This is a genomic window from Petrotoga mobilis SJ95, from assembly GCF_000018605.1.
Lineage (GTDB): Bacteria > Thermotogota > Thermotogae > Petrotogales > Petrotogaceae > Petrotoga > Petrotoga mobilis.
In genome coordinates, this window is record NC_010003.1 from 429,634 (window position 1) to 455,907 (window position 26,274).

General features: G+C 32.8%; 21 protein-coding genes. 14 read left to right on the top strand and 7 right to left on the bottom strand.

The genetic code is table 11. The annotated features are described in order from the left end of the window. The first annotated feature begins 24 nt into the window (after positions 1–24). The 8 genes from PMOB_RS10145 (at position 25) to PMOB_RS02110 (ending at position 15,356) form a co-directional block, all read left to right on the top strand. Entirely contained in the window at positions 25–1,815 is a 1,791-nt protein-coding gene (locus PMOB_RS10145) for a tetratricopeptide repeat protein (RefSeq protein ID WP_012208251.1), read from the top strand. A 36-nt stretch (positions 1,816–1,851) separates the two neighbouring features. After that, positions 1,852–4,668: a hypothetical protein gene (locus PMOB_RS02080; protein ID WP_012208252.1), complete on the top strand. Its 2,817-nt coding sequence runs from the start codon at positions 1,852–1,854 to the stop codon at positions 4,666–4,668. 37 nt (positions 4,669–4,705) lie between these two features. Further along, on the top strand, positions 4,706–7,873 hold the full coding sequence (locus tag PMOB_RS02085; protein ID WP_012208253.1) for a hypothetical protein: 3,168 nt from the start codon (positions 4,706–4,708) through the stop codon (positions 7,871–7,873). An 88-nt stretch (positions 7,874–7,961) separates the two neighbouring features. Continuing rightward, positions 7,962–9,212, top strand: a complete 1,251-nt coding sequence (locus PMOB_RS02090; protein ID WP_012208254.1) for a hypothetical protein — start codon at positions 7,962–7,964, stop codon at positions 9,210–9,212. A 110-nt stretch (positions 9,213–9,322) separates the two neighbouring features. Then, the gene (gene rlmD / locus PMOB_RS02095; RefSeq protein WP_012208255.1) at positions 9,323–10,486 is read left to right on the top strand and encodes a 23S rRNA (uracil(1939)-C(5))-methyltransferase RlmD; all 1,164 of its coding nucleotides are present in this window, start codon (positions 9,323–9,325) and stop codon (positions 10,484–10,486) included. Between the two features lie 544 nt (positions 10,487–11,030). Then, positions 11,031–12,047 carry a DNA-methyltransferase gene (locus PMOB_RS02100; protein WP_012208256.1) on the top strand — a complete coding sequence of 339 codons (1,017 nt, stop codon included), beginning with the start codon at positions 11,031–11,033 and terminating at the stop codon, positions 12,045–12,047. Next, positions 12,007–14,007 (top strand): ATP-binding protein, encoded by a 2,001-nt coding sequence (locus PMOB_RS02105; protein ID WP_041534017.1) that lies wholly within the window; start codon positions 12,007–12,009, stop codon positions 14,005–14,007. Before PMOB_RS02100 ends, PMOB_RS02105 begins: the two co-directional genes overlap by 41 nt. A 17-nt stretch (positions 14,008–14,024) precedes the next feature. After that, complete coding sequence (locus PMOB_RS02110) at positions 14,025–15,356, top strand: DNA double-strand break repair nuclease NurA (RefSeq protein WP_012208258.1); 1,332 nt, start codon at positions 14,025–14,027, stop codon at positions 15,354–15,356. 170 nt (positions 15,357–15,526) lie between these two features. Here PMOB_RS02110 and PMOB_RS02115 read toward each other — a convergent pair whose 3' ends face one another. From PMOB_RS02115 to PMOB_RS10515, 4 genes are all read right to left on the bottom strand, one after another. Further along, entirely contained in the window at positions 15,527–17,059 is a 1,533-nt protein-coding gene (locus tag PMOB_RS02115; protein WP_012208259.1) for an IS1634 family transposase, read from the bottom strand. Between the two features lie 445 nt (positions 17,060–17,504). Beyond that, positions 17,505–17,816, bottom strand: a complete 312-nt coding sequence (locus tag PMOB_RS10995; protein WP_331270670.1) for a transposase — start codon at positions 17,814–17,816, stop codon at positions 17,505–17,507. Between the two features lie 37 nt (positions 17,817–17,853). Beyond that, positions 17,854–18,399, bottom strand: coding sequence for a transposase (locus tag PMOB_RS11000; RefSeq protein ID WP_041534019.1), 546 nt, complete (start codon positions 18,397–18,399; stop codon positions 17,854–17,856). Further along, on the bottom strand, positions 18,359–18,832 hold the full coding sequence (locus PMOB_RS10515) for a transposase family protein (RefSeq protein ID WP_041534020.1): 474 nt from the start codon (positions 18,830–18,832) through the stop codon (positions 18,359–18,361). The genes PMOB_RS11000 and PMOB_RS10515 overlap by 41 nt, the downstream gene beginning before the upstream one ends. Before the next feature lie 67 nt (positions 18,833–18,899). Here PMOB_RS10515 and PMOB_RS02135 point away from each other — a divergent pair, with 67 nt between their 5' ends. The 4 genes from PMOB_RS02135 (at position 18,900) to PMOB_RS02150 (ending at position 21,865) form a co-directional block, all read left to right on the top strand. Next, positions 18,900–19,196 (top strand): hypothetical protein, encoded by a 297-nt coding sequence (locus PMOB_RS02135; RefSeq protein WP_012208260.1) that lies wholly within the window; start codon positions 18,900–18,902, stop codon positions 19,194–19,196. A gap of 362 nt (positions 19,197–19,558) precedes the next feature. Next, positions 19,559–20,584 (top strand): DUF3644 domain-containing protein, encoded by a 1,026-nt coding sequence (locus PMOB_RS02140; RefSeq protein WP_012208261.1) that lies wholly within the window; start codon positions 19,559–19,561, stop codon positions 20,582–20,584. A 522-nt stretch (positions 20,585–21,106) separates the two neighbouring features. Then, the gene (locus tag PMOB_RS02145) at positions 21,107–21,541 is read left to right on the top strand and encodes an MOSC domain-containing protein (protein WP_012208262.1); all 435 of its coding nucleotides are present in this window, start codon (positions 21,107–21,109) and stop codon (positions 21,539–21,541) included. A gap of 123 nt (positions 21,542–21,664) precedes the next feature. Next, positions 21,665–21,865 (top strand): DUF6440 family protein, encoded by a 201-nt coding sequence (locus tag PMOB_RS02150; RefSeq protein ID WP_012208263.1) that lies wholly within the window; start codon positions 21,665–21,667, stop codon positions 21,863–21,865. Between the two features lie 71 nt (positions 21,866–21,936). Here PMOB_RS02150 and PMOB_RS11110 read toward each other — a convergent pair whose 3' ends face one another. From PMOB_RS11110 to PMOB_RS02160, 3 genes are all read right to left on the bottom strand, one after another. Continuing rightward, a complete protein-coding gene (locus PMOB_RS11110) occupies positions 21,937–22,047 on the bottom strand; it encodes a helix-turn-helix domain-containing protein (protein WP_146050331.1) in 111 nt (36 codons plus the stop codon). Positions 22,048–22,146: 99 nt separating this feature from the next. Further along, positions 22,147–23,196 (bottom strand): ACR3 family arsenite efflux transporter, encoded by a 1,050-nt coding sequence (gene arsB / locus PMOB_RS02155; protein ID WP_012208264.1) that lies wholly within the window; start codon positions 23,194–23,196, stop codon positions 22,147–22,149. A 134-nt stretch (positions 23,197–23,330) separates the two neighbouring features. Continuing rightward, entirely contained in the window at positions 23,331–23,693 is a 363-nt protein-coding gene (locus PMOB_RS02160; RefSeq protein WP_012208265.1) for an ArsR/SmtB family transcription factor, read from the bottom strand. Between the two features lie 574 nt (positions 23,694–24,267). Between PMOB_RS02160 and PMOB_RS02165 the strand changes: the two genes are divergently transcribed. Together PMOB_RS02165 and PMOB_RS02170 are read left to right on the top strand one after the other, a co-directional pair. After that, positions 24,268–24,975 (top strand): hypothetical protein, encoded by a 708-nt coding sequence (locus tag PMOB_RS02165; protein ID WP_012208266.1) that lies wholly within the window; start codon positions 24,268–24,270, stop codon positions 24,973–24,975. A 114-nt stretch (positions 24,976–25,089) separates the two neighbouring features. After that, positions 25,090–26,274 carry an MFS transporter gene (locus PMOB_RS02170; protein WP_012208267.1) on the top strand — a complete coding sequence of 395 codons (1,185 nt, stop codon included), beginning with the start codon at positions 25,090–25,092 and terminating at the stop codon, positions 26,272–26,274.

The window sequence follows — 26,274 nt, forward strand, 5'->3', positions numbered from 1 at the left end:
AAAGTATGAAGAGGTGCGTTTCTTTTGAAAGAAGTAAAATATGCTATAGTTTACCTGAATATTGATCCCAATTATGCAAAGTTGAATAATCTCCCTGTAAAATTACCTATTTTAGTGGAAGATTTTCAAAAAGCAAGAAAAACCAATAAAATACCTTTGGACATAATTATTAGAGGATTAGAAGCTCAAATTGATATAGATAAAAACAATCGATATTACTTATCTTACTTGGTTTATTATTATTATGAAGCTTTTAAAAAATCCCTCAACGATTCAGATTTTGAAAAGGCTAAGGAATTTTTAGATAAGGCAGGTAAAACTTACCCCGATTATCGATTGCATTTTTATACTGGATTATACTACAAAAAATTAGGAAATCTTGAACTGGCAGAGTTACATTTAAAACAATCAATAAAAGAAAAGCCAAATTTTGCATATGGTTATTATGAACTCGGTAATCTTATGTATGAAAGAAATGTATACGACGAAGCAATAGAATATTATTCTAAATCCGTCGAACTTGAAAAGGACTTTACGTTAGGGTTTCTGAAAATGGCAGATGTATACATGGAAAATGGCAGATTTGAAGAAGCTATACCCCTTCTACAAAAATGCATAGAAATTGATGAAAAATTCGTTCCTGCCTATGAAAGATTGGGTGTTGCTCTGAATATGCTTCAACGCTATAAAGATGCACACAAAGTCCACCAAAAAGCTTTAGAAATAGATAGCAATAGATATGAAATTTATTATAACGATGCTCATTCATTGGCTAGATTAGGAAACCACAACGAATCAATAAAAGCTTTAGAAAAAGCCGCCTCTTTGAATGAAACAGATTATATACTTCACGAATTAGCTTTGGAATATAAAAACATGGGAAGATACTTACAAGCAATTGAAACAGAGGAAAAAGCTTTAAAATTAGCTTCAGAAGAAAATAAAGACCTTATTGTTTTAACTTTATTAAAACTCTATGTAATAATAGAAGACGAAGAACAAGTGGAAAAATATTTTGAAATTTTAAATTTGAATTCTGACTTTCACGAAGCTGCTGTTAATTTCAAAGTATTGTTCGAATTATCCCAAGGTAGAGTAGAAAAAGTGAAAGAGATATTATTAGGAGAATCCGTATCAAGTTTTACTCTACTAATAGATAAATTAGATAGATTAGATTTTTACATCTCCAAACTTGAAGATTTTACAGATAAAAATATCTCTGACTCAATATTTGAAAGTATAGACGAATTTGGCAACATCGACCCTTTTACTTTGTCGGAGCATCTGGTAGCTAAAGGAATAGAACGTCCATTCATTAGCTGGTTAAAAGAGAGTTCAATAGAGTCAAAGTCATATCCAGATGGTGTTGAATTACTCACAAACGGCCTACTTCTTTCTGGCTTTAATTACGGCCTATCGGAAAGGGTAGCAACAACTATATCACAGTTTCTTTGGAAAGACGGTGATGGGTTAGCTTTCGGTAGATTACTCTTAAGATTCTACCAAGATCGAATCTTAGGAGAATCGTTACCCTTAGAGCACTTTATTCAAGAAAATGTGGAAGAAATCAAAGATATGTCTTTTACTTTTGCCCAAATATTTGCTAATTACGAAGAACATTTGATGGATTTCGACTCGATAGTAGATTTTAAAATAAATAACTTTAAAGATGCTCTAAAAGTTTTTTTGTCCATGTCTAGAATACAAACTACAGCCGAAGAAATAACTTCAGTCAAATTCAAAGATCATAACACAAAAATTTTATCTTTATTCATACAGAATCTTAACTCGATTTCCAACTCTTTTTTGCAGTAAATTCCATACCAAAAATAAATTTTTTAGAGGTGCTACATGAAAAATTATTTAATAATATTTGTAGTGATTTTATTTTCCACTATTACTTTTGCTTTGAATATAAATATTCTCTCCCCACAAGAGAATGCCCAAAACGTCGATATAAGAACTTCTTTTAGATGGCAAACCATAGACGCAGAAGGAAAAGAGCTTAGATATAAGATCTATATCTCTGAAGATGCCAATATAGACGAAAAAGATTTGAAATTGGAAAATATTTTTTCAAACTTTTATACGGGAGACGTCTTAAAGCCTGAAACAACTTATTACTGGAAAGTAGAAGGAGTTGATCAGGATGGAAACGTGTACTCCAGTAAAACCGCTAAATTTACTACAAGAAGTTTACGTGCTGGGGATGCATATATTATCATATTTGAAGAGTTTGATAAAATTCTTCCTTTAGATGATAACTTCCTGGGCATATCGAAAAACAAAGTTGAATTAATGAATGCCAATAAAGTTATAGTAAAAACGGTTGATTTTGAACAAAATATTGAAGATGGATTCTTGACAAGTAACGCTGTTTTTCTAGTTACTCAAAGCGAAACTTTTGTACTTGACCATTCTTTAGAAAAAAAGGCACAATTAAACGTTAAGATTAAAGGTTTAGCAGGAGAAAATATCTTTTACAGTGAAAATGAAATCTTTTCGATAAGCGACGATTTCCAAATACAAAAACAAATCGATTTCAACAATATTCAAAAAGCCTTAGTAAAAGATGGATATATCTATCTTTTAACTGAGGATAAATTTGTTAAAATGAATAGTAATTTTGAGGCCGTTGAAAGTTATGATTTTAACGATAAAACTTTCGATTTCGACTATCTTGAAATTCAAAATATGACTTTATTCCCCATATTGACTAATAATAACATTATACTCTTAGACACCAACCTGCAAAAAATGTCACAACTCGACTTTCAAATTGAAACTCAAAGATATCAAAGAAAGATATACACATATTACGACAAAATAGTTCTATTATCCGGTTCAAAAAATCTTAACTTTTATGATTCTGAATTAAATTTAATCAGAACTTTCACATATGAAGAAAATTTCAATTATTTTGTCCCTGTTAACAAAGATAGATTCATATTAGTAGGAGAAAGTATTAAATCCTTCAATTTGGAAGGGAATTTAGTCTGGAATTATTCAACCATTAATAAATTCCAAATAATCAATGAACCCTTAGTATACGACAAAGGTTTAATGGTAGGGGTAAAAGACTTTTTAACTCGATTTTTAATATTTTATGATGATTTCGATTCTCAATACTATTTTACTCGATACATCAAAGAAAAAATGTCTTTACCTCAACCAATCGAAGAAATAGTGGCACCTCCATCAACAGTAACTGTCCAAGCTACCCCCATTACGCCCCAGGTAACGGAAATAACGCCTGAACCCACACAAATCACGGTACCAGAGCCAGTAGAAGAAACTATTACCGTTCCTTCTACTCCTATTGATGTAACCGTTGAACCTACGCCATCAACGCCCCAGGCTACGGAGATAACAGCCGAACCTACTCAAATCACAGTACCTGAGCCAGTAGAAGAAGTTATTACGACCCCTTCTACTCCTATTGATATAACCGTTGAACCTACTCCATCAACACCTCAGGCAACGGAGACAACGCCCGAACCTACTCAAATCACAATACCAGAACCATTAGAAGAAGAAGATATTACGGCACCTTCTACTCCTGTTGATATAACTGTTGAACCTACGCCATCAACGGCTGAAGCGACAGAACTAACTAAAATATTCTCTAAAAGTTTTGATGAATATATCTACGGAAGTTTGTACGATGGAGAAAACTTTTACCTATATGGTTATGAAGGCAAAAATGACAATTGGGATGCAAAAACATGGAAAATGGATCCATATGGAAATATTTTAAACGAAACGTCGTTATATGCACAAAATACAGACTTTTTTAGAGATGCTATTATTACCAAAGACTCTACCGATAACTCTAAAAACATAATCTACGTTGGTGATACACTCTCTTACGGCTTAAACGGTAATGCTTACATTGTCTCTTTGACTGAAGATGGCAGCGTTAATTACCAAATAGATTACGGGGATATTGGTAGAGACAGCGGTATAAGTATTACAAACATTGACGAAAATAGTTACGCAGTCACTGGAAATTTATTCATCAACAAAAAATTATCAGATATATTCGTTTCAAAGTATTTAAACGATGGAACTAGAATCTGGACTAATAACTTTGGTGGCAACGATGTAGAGATTGCTTTGGATATAAAAAACTCTCAAGATCAAGGTTTTATGGTTTTTGGTGCCACAAGATCTTTTGGTGCAGGTGGTTTTGATGTATACGTTTTAAAAATTGACTACTATGGAAATATGAAATGGTCAAACGTATACGGAGATTCCAACGACAACATCCCCGTAGGGGTTATAAAAGAAGGTAGAAAATACTACGTATTATTTGAAACTTCTTCAACACCTATGAGTTACGGAATTTTAGAGGTAGACGAATTAAATGGATTTGGAGATTCTTTTGAATTTTCATTAGATGGATCGAACAAATTTTTAGGCTTTACTACAATAGATGAAAAATACCTAGCATATGGTTATAGTATAGAAAATGGGAAAAAAGTCGGAATAATATACGAAATAAATTTTGAAGAAGAAAAAGTCGAAAAAATAAACACGTACACACTCGATTCTGATTTTGAAATAATAAGTATATCAAAGCCCGAAAATCAAAACTCTATCTATATCTTTGGAAATACTACCATCAATGGTATCAACAATATCGTATTAATAATGGATATATTATAATTTTTCCCGTGTTGTTTATTCAAAGGTGCTGATTAATATGAAAATATTAGAACCGGTTTTTAAGCCTCTCTTAATAAAACCATATCATCAATATAGAGAGAAGTTACTAAATTCTTTGATCAATAATAAAAGTAAAAACTACATTCTAATAAAAGCTCCTTCGGGATACGGTAAGAGCATTACTTTTAGTATGTATTTTAATACATTGAATGAACAAAAAGTATGGATTAGCTGCCCACAGAATTACTTTGATTTTGACACCTTCCTCAATCATCTAATCTATATTTTGTTCAAAACAATAAATCTGAAAATATTTGAAGATAATTCACAAAATACTATTTCTTTTTTTACTGAAGAAGAAAAGGTTGTTGAACTATTAAACGGTTTTTCAAGTTATACGAAAGAAATATTTATATTTGTTGATTCCTTCGAAAATGTTGTTTTTGAAGGGAAAAATGAAAATCTTCTTAAATTGTTATTAAATTTCATACCCCAAAACGTTCATTTTCTTTTTACTACTAACCAAGAGTTTCCAATCCCTTTAACAAAATTTGCTATGGCAAATAATGTTTACACTATTCAAGAAGAGGAACTAAAATTTTCTTTTGATGAACTTAAAAATTATATCAGCACAAAAAAAATTAACTTGTCAGAAGACAACTTGTTAGAGTTATACCAATTGACCGATGGGATACCCACTTTTATTAACATTTTATCCACATACATAGAGACAATAGACCTAAAAAAATATGATGCCCTTATAGATTCAGCAAAAAAAATAGATGAATATATAAACTTACTAACTGAAGCCTTATCAGAAGATTTAAGAGAGTATTTGAAAGTTTTCAGCTTAATGAATGAAATTGAGCCAAAGATTTGTAAAGCATATTTCAATCTCAAAAGCGATGAAAAAATTCACGAGTCTTTTGAAAAGTTATACGATTTAAACATGATAGAAAAAAAAGATCCGCATTACTACTATATGAATGAAATATTCCGTCGAACAATCTCCAAAGGCATTGGAGAGAGAGAAAAAATCCAGATATACCAGACACTTTTTAACATATATCAAAAAGAGCAAGATTACTATGGACAATTTCATTGCTTACTGAATATGAAAGATTTAGAAAAAGTCTATGACTTCTTTCTCAACCATTCTGAGCTATTGATAAAAGATTTTTCAATCATCAAAAAATGGTTAGATTTAATACCCACCTCTTTTTTCAGCAACAACATTGAATTGTACTATTACCGCGGCGTTATAGAAGAGAAATATTCCATGTTTGATGAAGCTCTTTCAGATTATAGGCTTGTAAAAGATAATATCCATAAAATTTCCAATAAAAGTATTCTTGAGAATATAGATACACAAATAATAGGAATTTACTGGCATCAGGAAAAATATGAAAAGGTCATCGAAATGGGAAATGAATTGCTAAAAAGTATACCAAATGAAAACTACCAGAGCTTAACTTCCTTGTACAATTTATTGGGAACCAGTTATTCTTATCTTTCAAAATTAGATGAAGGGAAACTGTATTTAAACAAGGCTATGGAATTATGTGAAAGATTCAATTATACAGAAATGAAACCCTGGCTTCTCAACAACCTTGCTTACAATATTTTTCTAATCGAAGGAAATTTAGAAAGTGCGGAAAAATACTTCGTTAAATCCTTAAAAAGCTTTGAGGATTCAAAAGATCTATATGGAAAAGCACTTTTAAATGCGAATCTTACCGATTTTTATATTGAAACGCAAAAATATGACAAAGCTAAAGAGCATCTCAAAGCTTTTGAAAATATCTACTTAGAAACTAAAAACATCGCCTACCTACCCGTTCTAAAAATCTTGCAAGCTAAACTAGAAGTAGAAAAAAACGAATTAAACTCTGCTCAAAAAAGTTTAATGGAAGCTGAAAATTATTCTTCAAGATCAAAATTTCTACAAGCAAATTATTACTTCGTCCAATCACTGTATCTTTTAAAAAAAGATGAACTTAAAGAGTCTTTTTCAACAGTTGAAAAGGCAATCAAAATTGCTAAAACTATTTTCAATGAATATCAGATATTGAACTTTGAACTACAAAAAGTTCGATTATTGATCCATTTAAAACAATTCGAAAAAGCACTATCACACATTGGAAAAATTATTCAGATAGCCACAGAAGGGAAAGCAAAATTAATACTAACTGAAGCGTTACTCTTAAAATTATTTTTAAGTAAATCATTTAATTTGTCTTCTTATAATGAAGATTTAAAAACATTTAACGAGTTATTATCAGACAACAATTACCAGTTTATTCTACAAAAATATCCCGAAATAACGAGCTCAATTGAAGATCTTATAAAAATTAATTCAGGTGTGAAAATTCCTTCCTTAGATGCTTCATTTAAATTGAGATTCGAAGCCTCACCAGAAATCTCTTATCTTGAATCAAAAAAAGCTTTATACCCAAAAATCTATCTCTTTGGTGAATTTAGATTGGTATGTGGCGATAAGGTTTTAACTATGAGAAAGGTGAGAAATCAAAAAGCGTTAGAACTTTTTAAATTTTTAACTTTGAATTATGATCAATGGATTATTCAAGATCTCATAATTGAAAATTTCTGGCCAAATTTACCTTTTGAAAAAAGTCGTCAAAGTTTATACGTAGCACTTCACGACATACGAAAGAGATTTCAAGAGTTTGGTTTGGTTGAGGAATACATACTTCAAAAAAATAAAAATTACAAATTCAATGTAAACAAGGTTTATTACTTGGATTACGAAGATTTTATCCTCCATTTTGAAGAAGGAAATAAATCATTTAAAAACAAGCAATACTTAAAAGCTAAAGAACATTATTTAAAGGCTAAGAAACTCTATTCCTATGGCCTTTTACCATCTAATATTTACGACGATTGGGCAATCCCAAAGATAGAAGATGCTGAAAAATCTTATCTGTCAATACTTGCTATTTTGTATTCTTTAGAAAAAGAGAAAGACATTGAAATGGCAGAAAATTATTTAGACGAATACTTACGGATCGAACCTTTCGCCGACGAAATGAACATTGAGTACATCAATCTTCTACTGAAAAAAGGTGAAAGAAAAAAGGCTTTGGATTATTACAAATATATCAACGAGTTGTACAAAAAAGAGTTAGGAACAGCTTTTAATTCAAAAGAAATAAGTTACTTTGTCAAAGAGTTCCAAATTTATTAATCCTCTCCAAAAAAGTTGTTTTAGATTTTTTTTAGATCTCTTTACTAAAATCTAATAAACAACTTTTTATAAAAGGAGAGGATTTTAAATGAGGAAATTAAGCATGTTCTTTATGATCTTAGCGATCGGTTTGCTCTTTGTAAGTTGCGCAACTTTACCAATCGATGGAGATGGCAACGGAGATGAAATAACCAATCAAGTAGTTATAAACACGTTTATTGGACTTGCTCGAGAAAGCGTGGAGTTTTTAGCTTATCAAGATGGGAAAGATGGAACCTGGACAAAACTAAGTTCAACCAACGGCGTGTACACTTTTACCCCTGAATCAGCTGATGGAAATTTTAGCATCTATGCTGTCAACGAATGGTATGACCCTTGGAATGAGGAATTTAACTATGACATTCAAGTAATGAATCTCAACACCACAGAAGGAAAAGAAGTACCAATAACCTTTGGGTATTGGCCAGATACTTTTGATTCTACATTAAATTTGAATTTTGGAAGTGAGTTTATAGGGAAAAGGGCTAACATCTTTTACGGTATTGGTCATGGAATCCCATGGTTTGATACGGAGGGTGATTTAATATTCCCCTTACAAGCTATTCCTGGCACCTATGATTTGGTAATTTTAGCAGGAGAACAAGGGGAAGATTTTTCAAAAATATATATAGAAAGAGATAGATCGATAGCAGCTGGTACCGAAAACAAAGATATTTCATGGTCTGACTTTGCAGACTTAACAACATACATTGTTACAACCACCATAGAAGATGCCTATGCATGGGGTGAATTGTTAGTGGGCGGAACAACCGATGCATTCCCTTCGTTCACAGATGGTTCTTACCTAAAAATCCCTCAATCTCTTGCAAGCTCAGATGACTTATATACTTTAATTTTAAAACATGACGATTCTGAAAATTCAGTTTATAGATTATTTACAAAATTTACAAACTATCCGTCTGATATTGAAATTTTGGACACCCTTCCTTCTAGTACCTGGGAAAAACCTGCCTTTTCAGACAATACATTCACATGGAATCAGTATGATCCCCAAATCGATGGCCATGAATTGAGATTTTATGATACATATTTAGAAAATAATGATTGGACTATAAGCTGGACGATAATATTATCCTCTGGTTGGTTGGGAAGTGCAGATTCATATGAGTATGAAATACCCAATTTATCAGGTTTAGAAGGCTGGAACGATTCATGGTATCCCGATACTGGGGAAGTTGATTCATACGACGGTTTTGAAGCAGTTTCAGGAACCGAAGATGATTTAACAAAATATTTAGACCCAATGGCAGGCATGGAAGAAAGTATAATTAGTTATTAGCCCTCTTCTTAAAATAAGGTTAAAGTAAAAAACTAACTATTTCCCCCGAAAAGTGTTAAAATTGAACTGTTCGGGGGTATTTTTTTGATTATCGAAAAAGGAGCTATAAAATGCAGATATGTTCTGTCTTCAAGAAATGTGGTGGATGTAGTAAATTGCATATAAATTACGAAGAACAACTAAAAATAAAAGAGAAAAACGTTCTTTCACTCTTTGATCAATATCAAATAAAACCTAATAATTATCATGGTATTACTCCTTCTGTAGATATATATGAATACAGAAACAAAATGGAATACTCTTTTGGCAACGAATACAAAGATGGCCCTCTTGTTTTGGGGTTAAGAGGAAAAGGTAAGAAGTTCGACGTCTATTACACAAAAGACTGTAAACTAGTGGATTATGACTTCAACAATATCGTTATAAAAACAAGAGAATTTTTCTTAAAAAAGAACATACCTTTTAGAAATTACAAGAACCACTCAGGTTTTCTTAGAAATTTGGGAATCAGAAAAGGATTAAAAACTGGGGAAATACTTTTAAACTTGGTAACTTCCTTAGATAATACTTACTATCAAGAAGTAGAAACATGGAAAGAAGAAATGTTGAATACTAACTTAAAAGGAAATATAGTTTCCATAATTCAAAGCAAAACTGAATCTAAAGCCAACGTTGTAAAAGCGGATGAAATGGAAATATTATACGGCAGAGACTATTTTTACGAAAAAATTTTAGATTTAACTTTCAAAATAGGTCCTTTCTCTTTCTTTCAAACAAACACAAAAGGAACAGAGGTTTTATACCAAACTGCGTTATCTTATGCAGAAAATTCAGATGTTGTATATGACTTTTATTCTGGAACGGGCACAATATCCCTATTACTCGCAAATAAAGCGAAAAAAGTCTATGGAATAGAAATTATAAAAGAAGCAGTAGAGGCAGCTAAGCAAAATGCCATATTAAATAATATCAACAACGTAGAATTCGTAAATAAAGATGTAAAAGATTTTGTTAAGCAACAAAGCAGCACCGAAAAACCTGATTATATAGTGGTGGACCCACCAAGGGCTGGGTTACATCCAAATCTTATAAAATTCATAAAAACCCAGCAATTTAATAAAATTATTTATATCTCATGCAACCCTAAAACCCTAATACCCAATTTGAAAGAATTATCCGATCTCTACACAATCTCAGATTTTCATCTGGTAGATATGTTTCCTCACACTGACCACGTTGAGTCAGTAGTATTGATGACGAGGATAGATAAATAGTAGAGTTGAAAAAGGGTTTGAATACAGGGTTTTCCTGTGATTTGCCATCAACTGATAATGCGCTTTTTGGCGGCGAAGTTAACTGGAAGAGACATATTTTTATGTGTGTGATTGTTCAAGTAAACATTGGACTCACTGTGGAGTTTAAGACTGAGATGGGAGTGAGCGTGGAGGTATAAGGACAATAAAATCATCCCGCACACTGAAGAATAAAGCCGTGGATGTCACTTTTTTCGTTCTGTTTGTAAATTTTTCTGCAAAAATATTGCTTTTATTCGTTCCTTCACATATAATAAAAGTTGGATAAATTTGCCACGTGAGGTTTCAGTAAATGGATTATGTGATAAAGAAACAAGCTGCGGAGAAATGGTGGAATATATCTCTGGAATATATCTCTGCACAGAGTGCAGGCCTTATGTGAGCAAGCCTGGATCAAAGGAACTGTGCGTGTGGTGGGTTGAGCGATATCAAATGATTTGGAGAAACCAAAAAATACAAGGCTTAGAGTGTATAAATTTGATAATTATAGAAAGAGTGATTTCTAGTGCGTAAACTTTTATATAAAACCGATTACGGGAAGTACTATATTGGTAAATGTGAGTCAGAAATTAAAAGATTAAAACTTAAAGGGAAAGTCCAATTGATTTTAACTTCGCCGCCCTTTCCATTAAATAATAAAAAACAATATGGAAATTTAGTTGGAGAAGATTATTTAAACTGGATTACAAATCTGGCACCGCTGTTTTCTGAAGCTTTAACAGATAACGGTTCTATTGTAATAGAAATGGGAAATGCATGGGAAAAAGATCGACCTGTACAATCACTGTTGCATTTAAAATCTTTAATGAGATTTGTGGAGAATCCAGAGGCAAACCTACGACTTTGTCAAGAATTTATTTGTTATAATCCGGCAAGATTACCTTCACCGGCACAATGGGTTACCATTGAACGCATTCGTGCTATTGATAGTTTTACACATGTATGGTGGATGTCTAAAACAGATTATCCTAAAGCTGATAATAGAAAGATTTTAAGGCCTTATAGTAAAAGCATGAAAAAACTACTTGAAAAAGGAAAATACAATTCAGGTAAAAGACCTTCTGAACACGTGATAAGCGAGAAAAGTTTTTTGAAAGATAATAAAGGAAGTATATCCCATAATGTTCTAGAACTTAAGCAAATTGATGAAACAAAAGAATTAAGGCTTCCTTATTCCATGTTAAGTATTTCTAATACAAAATCTAATGATTATTTTACAAAAACATGTAAGAAGAGAAATATTATACCTCATCCAGCAAGGATGCCATTAGAATTAGCAAGTTTTTTTATTGAATTCTTAACGGATGAAGGAGATCTTGTTTTAGACCCTTTTGGCGGAAGTAATACTACCGGATTTTGCGCTGAGAAACTAAAAAGAAAATGGATCAGCATTGAAGCTAATGAGGAATATGGTTATCAATCTATAATAAGATTTGAGGAACCATCATTTAATGCTAATATAAGAAAGGGGGAATTTTTTAATGGGATTCAATCAGGAAATTTTGAAAATGGCGGTCGTTGATATTTTTGCCGAAGCAAAAAAGCCTGACTTGTTTATTGGGCGTCCTTATTATTTGGATTATGATAAGGCCTATCTTCTTATCGCTGATGCATGGAAACAAAAGGCTGGAGGCATACCACAAGGAACGTTTATATTGGCATTCTATGAAAACGAGAACGATTCTATAGATGAATGCCTTTTATTGAGAGCTATTCGTCCTTCTAAACTACCTACTGATAATGATGTTATTGCGTCGATGGTGGAATATTATAAAGACAATTTGAAAACATCAGGTAAGAATAGTCAACTTGATGATTTTACAAAATACACATTTAGTTTTTCGGGATTAGAATGTAGAATATTAGGTACTTTTTTTAAAAATAGTCATGATCAAATTTTATTTGGAGCAGATGTTGAGAATTTTTACAGTGCTCACAATTATGTTGCTTATAAGCCCTTAGGAGATGTACTTGAGCAAATTGTTAATTTTAGAGATGGGAATTCTATTATAGGTAGTTCTACAGATATAAGAATTGGTAAGGTCAGGTATAGTTCAAGTATAAGATTTCAAGAAGAACAAACAGAAGTGCCTGTATATGTAAACCCACAAGATTTTCTTGGTAAAAGAACTGCGTTATTTGGTATGACAAGAACTGGTAAATCGAATACAGTGAAAAAAATTATCGAAGCTACAACTAAAATTAGTAATAAAGCTGAAAAGGTTTGTGAAGGAAGTGTTGATAATGTAGAAGATAATTTAAAGCAATTTGATGATTCAGGTTTACCAAAGTATAAAGTTGGTCAAATAATTTTTGATATTAATGGTGAATATGCAAATGCAAATCTTCAGGATGAAGGAACTGCAATATTTGAAAAATATTCAAACATTACAAAGCGATATAGTGTTCTTGAAAAGCCAGGCTTTAAAGTCCTAAAAGTAAATTTTTATGATGAAATTGAAACAGGATTTGAGCTTATACATAATCTTCTTGCAGAGGAAAGCGGGGATTATATTAAAAGCTTTTTAGCTGTTGATTTATCAAAACCGGAATTAGAGGATACTTATAGCTCTGCATATATAAGATGGCAAAGAAAGATTGCTGCATATCAATGCTGTTTATATGCAGCAGGATTTAAGGTTCCTAAAAACTTCAAAATCACATTTAAAGGTAATGCTGAAATTAATGATAAAATTAAACAAGGTAAGATTATTGACCCAAGTAAAGGCATAACCACTGATGACGCTATTGCCTGGTTTACATGGGTTGCTGAAAATAGCAATTGTGAATTTTTTCAAAATTATAAACAAAAGAATGGACACGACTGGATAGATGAAGAATTAAAAGCTTTATTAGTTTTTTTAACAAAGAGAAGAAATTTATCTGGGAACGAGAATATTACAGGTTATAGAAAATTAGTCCCTTTAAAACCATATCATACTATTACTATAGATAATTCTTTTGAACAGGATATCCTTTCTAGTCTAAGAAGCGGAGGAATAGTAATTATCGACTTATCCCAGGGAAATCCCGTAATTCAACGTACTTATTCAGAAAGAATTTGTAAGAAAATTTTTATTGATGCTATGGGACATTTTGTGAATAACCAACCAAATAATTTTATTCAATTTTATTTTGAGGAAGCGCACAATCTTTTTCCAAAAAAAGACGATAAGGATTTAAGTCAAATTTATAATAGAATTGCAAAAGAAGGTGCTAAACTAAATATTGGTATGCTTTATGCTACACAAGAGGTAAGTTCGATAAGCTCTAATATATTGAAAAATACCCAAAATTGGTTTATTGCTCATTTGAACAACGATGATGAATTGAAAGAAATTAAGAAATTTTACGATTTCGGTGATTTCTGTGAAGGATTAATACGTTATAGTGCCGGTAGTGACAAAGGATTCATTAGAATGAAAACGTATTCTAATGCATTTGTTGTTCCTGTTCAAGTAGATAGATTTATGGCTAAATAAATAGGGAGGAATAAAATATGAGTTATGGAAATGAATACTCAAATAAGCCATTTGAGAAAGCTAGCAAGATTGGACATACAAACATAATTAATGATCCTGAGGTGAAAGAGTTTTTATCTCAGTGTAGGATTCCACCTTTTAAAGACGATGTAGATGGAGAAGATATAAAAAGTGCCTTCTTAGAAGATATTAGGGATAATCCAATAAAAAACATTATTACAATTGATGGTGGCTATACGAATGTTGTGGTGAAGGAGGAATTCCCATCATCTACTATAGCTTTTTTTCAATTTGGTGCATTATTTTTTAAGTATAATGATTTGATAAACTTAAAGGAAAAACCTTTTATTGATCCAGATGACTTTTCAAAATTGCAAAATATTCAAAGAATCAAGCTTGTTCTCCCAACAAAGGGGCTGACCTTAAAAGGAGAAAAAGACCTTATTATTTCTGTAAGAAGATCTGTTTATGATTTCTTCATGAAAAATCCGGATAATCAGGGGTTTATCAAAGCACTAAAATGGTTATTATTTGAAGAATATGATGTACATTCGAATTCTACTTGGCATCTGGCATCTTGCCCTTATTGCGGAAACGGTTTCGATATACCGAAAGCTAGTTTAAAGCCGAATTTTACGGTAAATTGCCCTCATTGTGACGGTATTGTTTTTTTAACAGATGTTTTTAGGCTGCATGAGGTTATAGATAATGAACTGGGTGCAGGTGGAGTATTAGGATATTTATCCACAACGATTGAACAGTTGATTATAGTTTATCTCATTCAGCAAATTCTAAATATTAGACCTAATATTCTGAAAGAAACAATATTTATCAAAGATGGCCCCTTAGCTTTTTTTGGTCAGACTGCTAATATTCATAAACCAATGAGAAAGCTTATAAGCTTTTTGAATTCAAAATATGCAATTTACTTAGTTGGTTTAGAAAAAAGTGGTTCTTTTGTTGAGCATGCTTCTCAGATATCTCAAAAATTGAGGAAAAACCAAATAGTATTACTTGGTAATAAGTATATTTATAAGTATATAATTCCGGGGTATGAAAACGAAGATGCTGCCTATGGAAGATCAACTTATTATGGTCACAAATTAATTTTTAAATCTAAATTTGATAATATCTATATAGCTACTATTCCTAGTTTAGAGGCAAAACCGGAACCTCAAAAAAATGATTACTTAAATATCGATGTGGTACTACATAATGTTTCAGCATTAAAATGTGACCTTTACTTCAACTCTTTGGTACCTATAGTCATGGCAAATAAATTAGTTTCCCTGGCAGATCATCCTAGTGCAGATTTACTGAAGAGCTTTGCTCAGGAACATGTTTTATAATTACCATATCTTCAATATATTGCCTTTATTAGTTTCTTCGCATACAATATTACTCTGTGAGGTATTAGCAAATGGATTACTTAACTGCAAAAAAGCGTTTTTGGCTTTCTCTGTTTTTCAAAAGTGTCACTACATGCCTTTCTTTTCCTTTATTTATCAGTGTTTTAGTCTTACACTTGTGGTTGGCTCCCTTCTAATCCTTTATTTTCCTTATTTTGGTCCTTTAGTTTTAGTTTCTCTATGAATTCCTCATACGGGGTTACCACTTTTGGAATTGGTATATTAAGTATCTTCAATATCTTCTGAGCTAAAACATTCATATTAGTTCTAATGGCAAAACGCTGTTCGTTGGTTTTAATATCTATGTATTCCATGTTTTTAATCGCTTCTCTTATCTTTTCATGTGAGTATTCTATATTGTTTCTCTCAAGTTCCAATTCAAGCGTTCTTTGCATTATGTAAGATACGAAACTCATCACTATGTGTCCCTTTATCCTTTTCTGTGTCCAATGAAATATCGGTCTTGTCTCAAGATATTTCTTTAGTGTTCTGAAACTTTCTTCCACTTTCCACAAGGTATGGTATTGCTCTAATATCTGTTTTGGATTCAACTGTGTGTTTGTTATTATTCCATAGTATCCGTCATATTTTTCGTCTTTTCTATCTTTTTCAGCCCTTTCCTTTGAATGTATTATGAGTAATCTTTTACCCTCGTATTCTATTTCTCTGTATTCAATCCCTTTTGATATTTCTGTGAATTCCCCATCGAATATATCCACCTTTTTTAACTGTTTTATCGATTTACCTATTATGAATTCGTAATCAGAATTCTCTACTATTTCCATATTGGTTTTACTCATCATCCCCCTATCAGAAACCACTATTACCTTTCCCAACTGATGCCTCTTTTTCATCGCCTCTATCGTATCTTTGAACGTATGTCCTTCGAACGTGTTACCTGGGTATATATCAAAACTAACCGGCATCCTATCCCTGTCTATCGACATCCCTAAAACTACCTGTGATTCGTTGAACTTCTTATCTTTAGAATACCCCATCTGCAGTAACTCATTCGTTTGTTGTGTCTCAAAGGCTAACGTCGTTACATTGTAAAACACTAAATCTACCACAGAATTGAATAAACTTATCCTTTGACGATACAGATGTTTTTCTAACTCTTCCTTCTTTTGCGCTAACACATCTAGCGTCCTGTACATCCATTGTAAGGCTATCCCTTCTTCATCTGTCTCTGCCTCATCCCTCCTTGAACCCCCTTCGGGGCGTTTCTTTTTGAATCCATAATAATCCAAGTCGTTGAATATTCCCAACTTACTTTTCGGTTCTATTATTCTGTTCATAACCATTATTTTCAACAAATCTTCCACATCGAACCTCGTCTTTTTATCCATCTTTTCAAAGAACTTATCCATCTCATACCTTTCAAACAATCTATCCACTATTACTTTTACCCCATAATTCTTCTTATCGGGTGCTTCCTCAACACTATTCAAATTCACATAACCTTTTATATCATATATCTGTACAAGTTTATCGACAATATTTTCCACTTCTTTTCTACTGATAGTATCGATTCTACCCAAATTAGCAATAATCTTTTGTTTATTCTTACCGTTTTCACGGTAACTTTCTACTATTCTTAAGTATTCTTTCCCTTGATTGTTTTTTACCGTTCTAACATACATCCAAATCATCTCCCAACTTCATAATGTCTTTAATATTATACCACAGAAATATTATGAAGTCAAGAGAATGATATAATTAAAATAGAAAAAAGTGTCACTGCATGAAAAATTTTTCCCCAAAAAATAGGTGATTTATCCCCTCAAACCCGCTTTCTTCCGTTTGGTTTACTGAAAAATCGTCTCTCAACTGTCAAACTCAGGAAAAGTAGATATTGCCAAAGCTTACATTGAGTTATTTGGAAATAAGGATGGTGTAATAACAGATACCTATGAAGTAGCGGTCCCAGATATTTTAAGCAAAACAGGGGATGGTGTAAACATTTTAGATAATTCTAAATTTCCTCTATTAGATAAAACCTTATGACATTCGTTTATATACCTATTTTTACGGCTTTTAGTCGATGCTATGGCTAACCGATACTGGTTCTTTCCACTGATTGTTGAATTATCCGTTATTCTCAAGTAAAAGAACTTTTTGTCTCAACATCTCAAATTTGTTTCTTCCATACATTATCCTTTTAATAACTTTCACTTTATTCACAGAACCTTTTGTTAGCCCATTGTTGTATTCATATACGATAGCATTTCTAACCGCTTGCATATCTCTTTTTAAACCGTTCACAAATTTATCTATTTTTCTGATTTTCAAGTTACTTGCTTTTTCTATCCATTCTTCAAGTTTTTCAACGTTCTTTGATTTCAACATCTGTTTGAATTCATTTACGAGGTCTATCATACTTTCAATAACAGGGTATATTGTATAATCTTTTCGTACAACTCTTTTGAAATAGCTTCTATTTTTTCAACTGGTCTGTACTGTAAACAGTACTTCTATGTATGTTCAGTAATTTTGATATTTTCCTTTTTGAGTAACCTTTGTTGTATAATTCCCTAACTTCTTTGACTGACTTAAGCGTTGCCTTTTCTTTTTCAGAAGGAACCAGGTTTTTGTTTTCATCAACCATCTTTTCAATGTCCTGATCCTTTGTTTCTTCAATAACTAAAGAGGTACTGAACTTTTGATAGATATATTCTTTGCAATAATCCATTAGATTTTTTATTAAATGGAACCCGTCTGATATCTGAATAGCATCTGGATGGGCTTTCTCTATCGCCTTTTTATACGATATCGATCCGTCTCTTGATACCATTTGGATATTCTCGTATCCCTTTAGCCATTTTTCTAGTTCCTTGAACCCCTTCGGGGCGCTTCCCTTTGAGTTCAACATATCCACCACTTTGTGAGTTTCCAAATCGATCATGATACTTCCATATCTTTGCCCTCTTTTTATTGCAAAATCATCGATACTTACCTTTTTTACTTTCCTTTTGTCTATCATGTGGATTATTTTTTTTTAATAAGTTGCATATCGAACTTTTACCTATATCCGCTATATCTTTACTTATCAACTTAGCTGCTTTTACAGAACTCATATTCATGCTTATATTCAGTATTTCCTTTTCCAACCTTTTCGTCCTTTTGAATTTTGGTTCCACAAAGTCAAGAGGTTCAGCAAACGTCTTTTTCTTACACTCTTTGTTTTCACAGAACATCTTTCTTCTTATTACAACTATCGTTGTTTTTTTACCTTGTATCGGTAAATCTTGAAAGCTTCTTTCATACCTTGAATGTACTTTTTTGGATGGTTTCCCACAATATGGACAGATTACTTCTTTTTTAGCTGATTTCACCCAAATTGTTATTCTATCTCCCGATACTTCATGTTTAACGTATTCTAAGTTCTCATCCAACAACTTAACTATTTCTTCCATCCCTCTCATCCTCTCTCAAGTGATTTTCATCCATTGTATCACCAGAGGCTAATCAAGTCAACCGTTGATGGAAAGAACCACTTTTCGTTTAGTAAATGCGGTCGAAAAGAAGCTTGTCGAAAAATTTAAAATAGATACTGATCAAAACAAACAGTTAGGTCAAATTATAAATGCGGCTTACCCTGATGAAAAGGATATTGTGCAAATACGTAATCGAATTAGACTCACATCTAAGAAGACTTTGATAAAAGAGTTTAATCATTTTGAAGGAAATTTAAGTATTTTTCAACCTGCAATCGATATAACGGACCAAGCTCTTAATAAGGAAAGGGTGGATATCACTAATTTTGTAAACAGCTTATAAAAATTAATACACTAAAACGCTATAATATTTCTTCTCTTCGAGTGGTTGCTGTGGAAAAAATGTTTAAAATAAAGGTTCCAAAATTCTAGAATATGAAATTATTGCAAGAGGTATATAATATATTTGATGCTACGAAAGTTTTTAGTTTTGTTATTTAGTAGAGCATAATTTTTAACAATTGAAATTGTTATACCTTTTAAAAATTTGATGCATCATTGATGGCCTTGAAAAACAATTTGCTGTATAAATATATATATATAAGAATTCATTGAAATTCGTTGCCTTATCTGAACTCCGAGATACCCTACTTCCCAATCTAATTAACAGCGAAATTAGAGTCAGAATGTGAGGGGGGACAAATTATGGGTAAGGGTAATACAATTAAAAATCTATTGCAAAATTCTATTGCTGCCTATTTTGCTGCTATTGAGATACATAATAAGCCTAATATTACTTATCGTTACGAAACAACTACCTTGCTGCTCATAAATGCATGGGAACTAATATTAAAAGCTTTTATCAGAAAATATGTGAAAAGCAAAGATATTTTTGAAAATAATCGCCATACAATCCCGTTTAATAAAGCAGTTAAATATGTAAATGATTATTTGAACAAGAAAAAAGCAAATAGTTTTACTGCTGTTGAAGAAAATCTATGTATCATAGAAGAATATAGAAATAAAATTGTGCACTTCTATCAAGACTCTCTCGAGATGCTAATTTTTTCACTGATTGCGCGTTGTGCATTAAATTACGTTGAATTTGTTAAGGAGCATTTTTCGAGAGACATAATAGCTGAACAAGGGTTATTCATTATGCCTCTAGGATTTAAACAACCATTCAAACCTGAAGATTTTTTATCTAAAAAAGCAATAGATAACGTTCCTTCTAAGGAAGGAAAGGATTTCATCGATAACATCGTAAAAGTAATCGAAGATCTGAAAGAACAAAATATTGAGGATTCAATTGTTTTACCTTTTAGTGTTTATATAGAGAACGTTAAAAAAATAACTAACAGTGATGTATTAATTGCATTAACATCACCAGATCAAGCAGACGCGAAATTAGTAAAAGTGACCAAATATCAGTCTGTGAACGATCCCAGCGCCCTGAAAGTATCTTTATCTGACGACGAAATTTTTAATAAATTTCCTTTAACGTTTACTAATGTCCGTGATAAGTGTCGGGAAGAAATTCCAGGTTTTAAACAAAAGAAAGATTTTTATAATATTATGGATAAAATAAAAGAAGACCCAACCTTAAGTTATAAGCGAAAACTTGACCCTAAGAACGAGAGATCATCATCAAAATATTTCTATTCCGAATTGGTAATAGATGAAATAAAAAAAGAATATAATCAAAGTAATGAACACCATACTCAAACTTAATCTTAACTTTGACCGTTGGACCTTGTTTTTAGTAAACTGAATGTAAAAAAGTGAATTTGTAAGGGTAAAATAACTATTTTTTTCGTAGCAACATTTTTAAAAAGCAGAAAAAGTTCAAAACACTATTTTCTCAATTATTCATGCCTGTTTTAAAATTCTTACGTTTTTATAACTGTCAAACTCAGGAAAATACAGAACCACCCTGACGTAAAAAGCTTACAGTAGGCTATGTTTGCCGAAGTGTACTCTGCCACTAGGATGTACCAGACTGGTACAACATCCTTTTTATACTCTTAAGGCACGTTGAGTCAATAGTATTGATGACGAGGATAGGTTAACTATCTAATACAGCTCTATAGTCAAATTCACTTAATCCCCAAACTGTTTTCTTACCTTATAATAACCAGCTATAAATGGAACCTATGGTGTTTAAATCTTTGTAAAGCCAAAAAACTGAGAACCACCTTTTTCCACCTATTTTAAGTTTCTTATCCATACATATTATACGAGGAGGAATAGGATATGGCAAGGGTTACGGCAGTTAATATAAGCCAGAAAAAGGGAGTGATAAAGGAGCCGATACCTTTGGGGTATTTCAAGGAAAACCACGGTCTGATGGGGGATGCCCATGCTGGAGAATGGCACAGACAAGTGAGCCTATTAGGCCAGGAAAGTATCGATAAGATTGCTGCATTGGGCATCGAGGGCCTTAGTGCGGGAAAATTTGCAGAGAACCTCACGACAGAGGGTATAGATTTATATAAATATCCCGTAGGGACAAGGCTCAAGATAGGCGAGACAGTAATGGAAATCAGTCAGATTGGCAAAAAATGTCATACAAAATGTGCAATCTTTGAACAAGTGGGTAGGTGCGCTATGCCCATGGAAGGAGTGTTCACAAAGGTAATAAAGGGCGGATATATACATCCTGGAGATGAGATAGAGGTCCTGGAATAATTCAAGGTCTTTTTTATTATGGCGGTTTTCCTATTAAAATGAATTTAATCAATACTCCTGGCAGATTTTTAGTACCATTTTTAAGTTTCACATCCATAAATATTATTCGAGGGAGATTTTTATATGTTTAAAAAACAGAAGAAAGAGGAAAGGTTTGTCATTAAAGAAGAACAATCATTAGGATTAGGTGCTATTTATATCGTTGTTGATACTCGAACTGGAGTTAATTATTTAATGAATACTGGTATTGGGCCAAAGGGTATTACACCTTTATTAGATTCAGAAGGTAAAGTAATTGTTGACAAGTTAAGAATAAAGCAATGACGCATATAATGGCAGTCTGTCTGCTCCCACTTCTGGCGCCGAAACTTCAAGTCAAGTCCGTGGCATTGGTGTCAAGGATTGAGGAATAGAAGGACTGTAAATGACTCGTTAAGTTTGTTTATTTGCTTGTTTGTTGGATATATATGAAACTTGTATGTTTTTAACATCCTAATTTCCTTCATATAATTGTATACTTTAATTTTACACAACTTAAAACAGTTTTCATTTCTCCAATAAATTGAAGAAGGTTTCTATTGGATTTTCATAAATCAACCTTTGGTTTATGCATACTTGAACCATTCTTTTGTACTATTTGCAATCTTTACAAGTATCAACATAACAGGGACCTCAGTTAGAACACCAACTATTGTTGCAAGAGCGGCAGGACTTTGTGTACCGAAAAGAGAGATCGCAACAGCGACAGCAAGTTCAAAGAAATTTGACGCTCCAATCATACTGGCCGGTGCAGCAATATCATGCGGCAGTTTTAACGCCTTACTTGAAAAATAGGCTATGAAAAAAACAAGGAATGTTTGTATGATCAAGGGTATTGCAATCAGAATTATGTGTAGAGGGTTAGCAAGAATTACATCGCCTTGGAATGAAAAAATGATGATTAATGTTAAAAGAAGTCCAATGGTTGTGACATTTCCGAACTTCGGAATAAATTGGTTTTGAAGATACTCCAGGCCGTGCTTGCGGGTAATATAGTTCCGAGTTATCACTCCGCCTACAAGTGGAATGACAACGAACAAAACTACCGAAAGAATCAACGTGTCCCATGGAATAGATACACCTCCGACTCCAAGTAGGAATGCTACGATCGGAGTGAAAGCAACAAGGATAATCAAATCATTAGTTGCAACCTGCACCACAGTATACGCAGCATTGCCATTTGTCAGATGGCTCCATACGAATACCATTGCAGTACAAGGTGCAGCTCCCAGAAGTATGGCGCCTGCCAGATACTCCTGGGCAAGCTCTACAGGGATAAGTGTTTTGAAAATTACAAAGAAAAATAACCAGGCGATTCCGAACATAGTGAAAGGCTTGATGAGCCAGTTTATCACCCATGTTACAAAAAGCCCTTTTGGATTTTTGCCCACGTTCTTAATACTTTGAAAATCGACCTTCAGCATCATGGGATAGATCATGAACCAGATGAGTATGGCAATCGGTATGGATACATTGGCATACTCGAAGCGTCCGAGAAACTCAGGAATTCCAGGAAGGAATCTACCAATCAGTACACCTGCAATCATGCACAAGATAACCCACACTGTAAGATATTTTTCAAAAAAACTGATCCCTGTATTTTCGCTTTTTTTCATATAACCACCCTTCAAATTCTATTTGATTTTTTGCAAAATCTATAGGACCTCTTCAACTTCTAAGATCTTGGTATAAGAGATAACTTCTCCATTCAAACTGTGCCTACGCCACTTTCAATAAAATACTGTCAATATCAAATAATTTTGATGTGTTTTTCTGTTTTAAAATTATTATTAGATGGCTGGGTTTTACAGCAATTGTTTCCTTCTTTAACCGCTTTAGGGGTTGTCAGCCTTTTGAGCAAAGTAGCCGCATAGGCACTGCCCTTCTCACTAATTGTGTAGTACGTCCATTTCCCTTCCTTCCTGCTCTCTACAACACCTGATTCAACCAGAATTTTCATGTGGTAGGAAAGTCTCGACTGCCTCAAGTTCAGCTGTTCTTGCAAAACACATGCACACTTTTCACCGCTGCGAAGTAGTTGCAGTATTCGCAGACGTGTTTCATCGCAAAACGCTTTAAATACCTTTGCCTGTTCCTTATAAATAGTTGCCAAGATATCACCTCATATCAAAATTATTTGATATGATACTATTATATACATCATATCAAATTTTGTCAATGTGTTTGAAAAAGTTTTTGAAATAGCAACATTTTTGAAAAGCAGAAAAAGTTAAAAACACTTTTTTAATCATTCTTACCTGTTTTAACTATGCTGAAAGAGAAGGTCTTTTGTAATCGAATATCTTATTGCTTATTTCTATTATGGCTTAAAGAATTTTCTATAAGCTACTTGTTTTTATTCTCTTCTTAATATAAACTATTATATGATATATATAAAAAACTATTCCTGAAAAAGGGACAAAATAAAATGGGACAAAGCAAAGATCTATGGATACTTACTGGTCCAAAAGATATAAGCAACTATAAAATGACCTGTATACAATTGACAAACATATGTCTGCAAAATCCAGTGCAACCATTTATGAAGTAAGTTTTGAAAGGAACACTTACAGTTCTTAGACAAAAAGGAGAGAGAAATCCCTCCAAGTTAGTCGGCAGCTGGTTGACACTCATTTTAAATTCCTAATATTTTTATTGGGTACTATACAAGGGAGGGGATTTTTAATATGGGTATGGGAAAATCAACAATAGAACAGAAACGGCTGAATGCTGACCTATGGATAGTTCTTATTACTACTTTTGCAGCTCTTGGAATATGTATGGCTTTTCAAAGCCAGTTTAACAACGTGGTCAAGAATGTGCAAATACCCATTTTGTTAAGAACTTTGTCTGCTGCCATATGTCAATTTAGTATCGCCGGATTAGGAATTAGCATTGTAGCAATTTATAGAAAAGAAAGCTTTTTTTCACATGGTTTAAGGTTAAAAGGTACTTTGATGTCCATTGCCCTCAGCGTACTTTGCTTTTTCCCATATATCATTTTTTTAAGTATAACAAAACCGATAACAAGTTATTTGCCTTTTCAGGCTGTATGGGTGACGAAAGAAGCTCTATCGAGTGGGTTCCCTGTTAATGTAATAACAATGTTAATTATTGCCACAGCGTGGGGCTTTTTTGAGGGCTTTAACTATGTGGTAATCAGCGATAAAATTAATCAGAGGTTTCCTTCCAAAAACAGATTTCTCAATTGGGGTGCTATTTTTTGTGCGATAGCGTGTATTTTAATACACAGTTTGATAGGTGTTACCCTTTTAGGTTTCATTGAAATGTTAACTGTAATTATCATTATTTATGGTATGCTAATAGTGAGAGAAATCACAGGAAATGCATGGGGATGCATATTCATTTTTGTGTTTTTATGGAATGCGTTTTAAAAAAGAGTTTTTTGAGAATTTAACCTTAAATTTGTAAATCTAATCAGTTACCAAAAATGCCTATACTAGGCATTAGAATTTATTCAAATCTTAAATCAACGGAGAGATTTTAATATGTATTCTATCTTACTAGTGATTATCTATATTTCATTCATCAGTCTTGGATTGCCAGATGCTCTTTTAGGGTCAGCCTGGCCAAGCATGTATACAACATTAAACGTGCCCGTATCGTATGCAGGAATTATATCAATGATCATCTCTGGAGGAACTATTTTTTCAACATTGTTCAGCGGAAAGTCTATTTATAAACTTGGTACTGGGAAATTAACCGCAATAAGCGTTGGAATGACTGCTATAGCGTTGTTTGGTTTTTCTGTCTCAACTTCTTTTTGGCATTTGTGTTTGTGGGGGATACCTTACGGTTTAGGTGCAGGAAGTGTTGATGCAGCACTTAACAATTTTGTTGCCCTCCATTACAAAGCCAGGCATATGAACTGGTTACATTGCTTTTGGGGAGTTGGAGCTACACTTGGCCCATATATTATGGGAATATTGTTAACTAATGGTTTTAAATGGAATTCAGGATATTTTACTATTTCGTTAATTCAGATTGTTTTAACCTCTGTACTATTTTTTACTTTGCCGCTGTGGAAAGAGAAGAAAACAGATAACAAAACCAAAGAAGGAGAATACAAAAATTATTCTTTAAAAGATGTTGTTGCCTTACCTGGGGCAATGTCTATTATGATCGCTTTTTTCTCTTATTGTGCTTTAGAGGCAACCACTGGTTTGTGGGCGGCAAGTTATTTAGTACTAAATAGAGGTATATCTGCTGAAATAGCAGCCAAATGGGCTGCTTCATTTTATTTCGGAATTACAATAGGAAGGTTTATATCCGGATTTATAACTTTCAAAATGAATAATAAAAATATGATACGTTTGGGGCAAGGGATCATCATTTTAGGATTGTTACTATTGATTCTTCCCTTTAGCAATTATACGGCATTTATAGGCCTTATTCTCATAGGTTTAGGTTGTGCACCGATATATCCAAGTTTGATGCATTCAACACCAACTAATTTTGGTAAGGATGTTTCACATTCCATTATAGGGGTACAGATGGCTTCTGCATATCTTGGAATAACTCTTATGCCACCCTTGTTTGGATTTTTGCAAGAACATTTTGATATAAGGTTATACCCCATATATTTGATTATATTAGCCTTTCTTATGATAGTCATGGTGGAAAACGCAAATAATTTATTTTTGAGAAAGCCCGTGATCAATAGTAACCCCTGA

Bases quoted from the DNA above. Each gene is read 5' to 3' on its own strand.
- PMOB_RS02150 (WP_012208263.1), top strand. From the start codon at position 21,665: ATGTTTAAAAAACAGAAGAAAGAGGAAAGGTTTGTCATTAAAGAAGAA.
- PMOB_RS02170 (WP_012208267.1), top strand. From the start codon at position 25,090: ATGTATTCTATCTTACTAGTGATTATCTATATTTCATTCATCAGTCTT.
- PMOB_RS11000 (WP_041534019.1), bottom strand. From the start codon at position 18,399: ATGATAGACAAAAGGAAAGTAAAAAAGGTAAGTATCGATGATTTTGCA.
- PMOB_RS02115 (WP_012208259.1), bottom strand. From the start codon at position 17,059: ATGTATGTTAGAACGGTAAAAAACAATCAAGGGAAAGAATACTTAAGA.
- PMOB_RS11110 (WP_146050331.1), bottom strand. From the start codon at position 22,047: ATGAAGGAAATTAGGATGTTAAAAACATACAAGTTTCATATATATCCA.
- PMOB_RS02165 (WP_012208266.1), top strand. From the start codon at position 24,268: ATGGGTATGGGAAAATCAACAATAGAACAGAAACGGCTGAATGCTGAC.
- PMOB_RS02135 (WP_012208260.1), top strand. From the start codon at position 18,900: ATGGAAAGAACCACTTTTCGTTTAGTAAATGCGGTCGAAAAGAAGCTT.
- rlmD (WP_012208255.1), top strand. From the start codon at position 9,323: ATGCAGATATGTTCTGTCTTCAAGAAATGTGGTGGATGTAGTAAATTG.
- PMOB_RS02105 (WP_041534017.1), top strand. From the start codon at position 12,007: ATGGGATTCAATCAGGAAATTTTGAAAATGGCGGTCGTTGATATTTTT.
- PMOB_RS02080 (WP_012208252.1), top strand. From the start codon at position 1,852: ATGAAAAATTATTTAATAATATTTGTAGTGATTTTATTTTCCACTATT.
- arsB (WP_012208264.1), bottom strand. From the start codon at position 23,196: ATGAAAAAAAGCGAAAATACAGGGATCAGTTTTTTTGAAAAATATCTT.
- PMOB_RS02140 (WP_012208261.1), top strand. From the start codon at position 19,559: ATGGGTAAGGGTAATACAATTAAAAATCTATTGCAAAATTCTATTGCT.
- PMOB_RS02085 (WP_012208253.1), top strand. From the start codon at position 4,706: ATGAAAATATTAGAACCGGTTTTTAAGCCTCTCTTAATAAAACCATAT.
- PMOB_RS02090 (WP_012208254.1), top strand. From the start codon at position 7,962: ATGAGGAAATTAAGCATGTTCTTTATGATCTTAGCGATCGGTTTGCTC.
- PMOB_RS02145 (WP_012208262.1), top strand. From the start codon at position 21,107: ATGGCAAGGGTTACGGCAGTTAATATAAGCCAGAAAAAGGGAGTGATA.
- PMOB_RS10515 (WP_041534020.1), bottom strand. From the start codon at position 18,832: ATGGAAGAAATAGTTAAGTTGTTGGATGAGAACTTAGAATACGTTAAA.
- PMOB_RS02110 (WP_012208258.1), top strand. From the start codon at position 14,025: ATGAGTTATGGAAATGAATACTCAAATAAGCCATTTGAGAAAGCTAGC.